Origin of the sequence: uncultured Amnibacterium sp., assembly GCF_964245895.1 — a bacterium.
GTDB lineage: Bacteria > Actinomycetota > Actinomycetes > Actinomycetales > Microbacteriaceae > Amnibacterium.
Map to the genome: position 1 here is coordinate 1 of NZ_CAXTOQ010000260.1, position 2,523 is coordinate 2,523.

Below are 2,523 nucleotides of genomic sequence, written 5' to 3' on the forward strand. Positions count from 1 at the left end.
GTCCTCGTAGGTCATGCGGCCCGTGTCGGCGGGCGATGCGGACGGGCGCTCGTACAGCTCCTCGAGCTGGGATGCACTCACCGTGCAGCCCTTCCTGAACGCGGGGTTGTTGGAGAGGGCGGGGTTCGCCATGGGTCCTGCTCCTGTCGGGATCCGGACGCCGATGCGGCCCGGAAGGACGATTCTAAGAAGTTCCGGTGCGACTCGTGGGCGCGAGCGCTATGGCTTCCCTATGGATCGCGCGCGCGTGTCGTAGCCTCTCGCCTGTGCCCGCCCCGCTCGTCATCGCGCATCGCGGCGCGTGCGGTTACCGACCGGAGCTGACGCGCTCCGCGCTGCTGCTCGCGATCGAGCAGGGCGCGCAGGCCATCGAGGTCGACGTGGTCGCGAGCGCCGACGGCGCGCTCGTGGTGCGGCACGACCCGGAGCTGAGCCACACCACCGACGTCGCCGCGCGGCCGGAGCTGCGCGACCGCCGCCGGGTGAAGGTCGTCCGCGGCCGGCCGCGGCACGGCTGGTTCGCCGAGGACCTGTCGCTGGCGGAGCTGCGGAGCCTGACCGGGCGGGAGCGGCTGCCGCGCCTCCGGCCCGCCAGCTCGCAGCACGACGGCTCGGAGGCGGTGCTGACGCTGCTCGAGGTGATGGACCTCGTCGCGGCGGCCGGCACGGTGCGCCTCGTCATCGAGCTGAAGCACGCCTCCCGCTCCGCGCGGCTGGGTCTGCCGGTCGACGACCTGCTGATCGACACCTTCGCGGACGCGGCCCGCCTGCCGCCGATCAGCATCGAGAGCTTCGAGCACGACGCGCTCGAGCGGCTGCGGGACCGGGGGATCGGGCACCCGCTCGTCGCCCTGATCGGGCACGAGCCCGTGATCGACCACCACACCGTGCGCGACCCGGACGCGTTCGCGGCGTACGACGGAGTGAGCCTCGGCACGAACCTCGTGAGCCCGCGGACCGTCGGCGGCTTCCGCGACCTGGGGCTCGACGTCTGGACGTGGACGCTCCGCCCGGAGAACCGCTTCCTGCCCCGGCGCTACCGGCTGCCGGAAGGCCCGTTCGGCCGCTACGCCGAGTACTGGCGGCGCCTGGTCGCCGCCGGCGTCACCGGGGTGTTCGCGGACCACCCCGACCTGGCCCGCGCGGTCGTCGCCGCGCCTCCCGCTGTCGGGGTGCCGACCTACTCTTGACGTCATCATGACGCAGCTGGTCCAGCCCCTGTCGGCGGAGCAGTCCTCCGCCCTGCTCGACGGGCTGAACCCCCGTCAGCGCGAGGCCGTGCTGTACCGCGGCCCCGCGCTGCTGATCGTCGCGGGGGCCGGCTCCGGCAAGACGAGCGTGCTCACGCGGCGCATCGCCTCCCTGCTCGAGACGCGCGAGGCGTGGCCGAGCCAGGTGCTCGCCATCACCTTCACCAACAAGGCCGCCGGCGAGATGCGCGAGCGCGTGAAGCAGCTCGTGGGCCGGGCGAGCGAGGGCATGTGGATCTCCACGTTCCACTCGGCGTGCGTCCGCATCCTCCGGCGGGAGGCGGAGGTGTTCGGCTACGCCTCCGGGTTCACGATCTACGACTCCGGGGACAGCCGGGCGCTGCTGAAGCGGATCGTGAAGCAGCACGAGGCCGACGTGATGGGCTTCTCGGTCGCGAACACGGCAGCGCGCATCTCCAAGCTGAAGAACGAGCTGGTGGACGCCGAGACGTTCTCCCGGTCGGTGAACCTCGCCGACCCGAAGGAGGCGATGTTCCTCACCATGTTCCGCGAGTACTCGCGGACGCTTCAGGCGGCGAACGCGTTCGACTTCGACGACCTGATCACGCAGACCGTCTACCTGTTCCGGGCGTTCCCACACGTCGCCGAGCCGTACCGCCGCCGGTTCCGGCACATCCTCGTCGACGAGTACCAGGACACGAACCACGCGCAGTACGCCCTGATCCGCGAGCTCACGAAGCCCGCGCAGGGGCTGCCTCCCGCCTCGCTCACGGTCGTCGGCGACTCGGACCAGTCGATCTACGCGTTCCGCGGCGCCGACATCCGCAACATCGTCGAGTTCGAGCAGGACTACACCGACGCGACCGTCGTGCTGCTCGAGCAGAACTACCGCTCGACCCAGACGATCCTCGACGCGGCGAACGCGGTGATCGCGAACAACTTCGACCGCAAGCCGAAGAACCTGTTCACGGAGGTCGGTGCCGGCGCGCGGATCACGGGCTTCACCGGCTACTCCGGGCACGACGAGGCCCAGTTCGTCGCCGACGAGATCGAGCAGCTGCACAGCGACGGCGTGGAGTACCGCGAGGTCGCGGTGTTCTACCGGACCAACGCGCAGACCCGTGCGCTGGAGGAGATCCTGATCCGGTCGGCCGTGCCGTACCGGATCCTCGGCGGCACGAAGTTCTACGAGCGCGCCGAGATCAAGGACGCGATGGCGTACCTGATCGCGGTCGCGAACCCGGCGGACGCGCTCGCGATGCGGCGCATCCTGAACACCCCGAAGCGCGGGATCGGGCAGGTCACGGAGACC

At 70.9% G+C, this 2,523-nt stretch carries 2 protein-coding genes; both read left to right on the forward strand.

Going from position 1 to position 2,523, the window contains the following annotated elements:
- Positions 1-266 precede the first annotated feature (266 nt).
- Positions 267-1,190, forward strand: a complete 924-nt coding sequence (locus ACFE60_RS18755) for a glycerophosphodiester phosphodiesterase family protein (protein ID WP_375390364.1) — start codon at positions 267-269, stop codon at positions 1,188-1,190.
- A 7-nt stretch (positions 1,191-1,197) separates the two neighbouring features.
- The coding region (locus ACFE60_RS18760) for an ATP-dependent helicase (protein WP_375390365.1) at positions 1,198-2,523 on the forward strand (1,326 nt) is incomplete at its 3' end.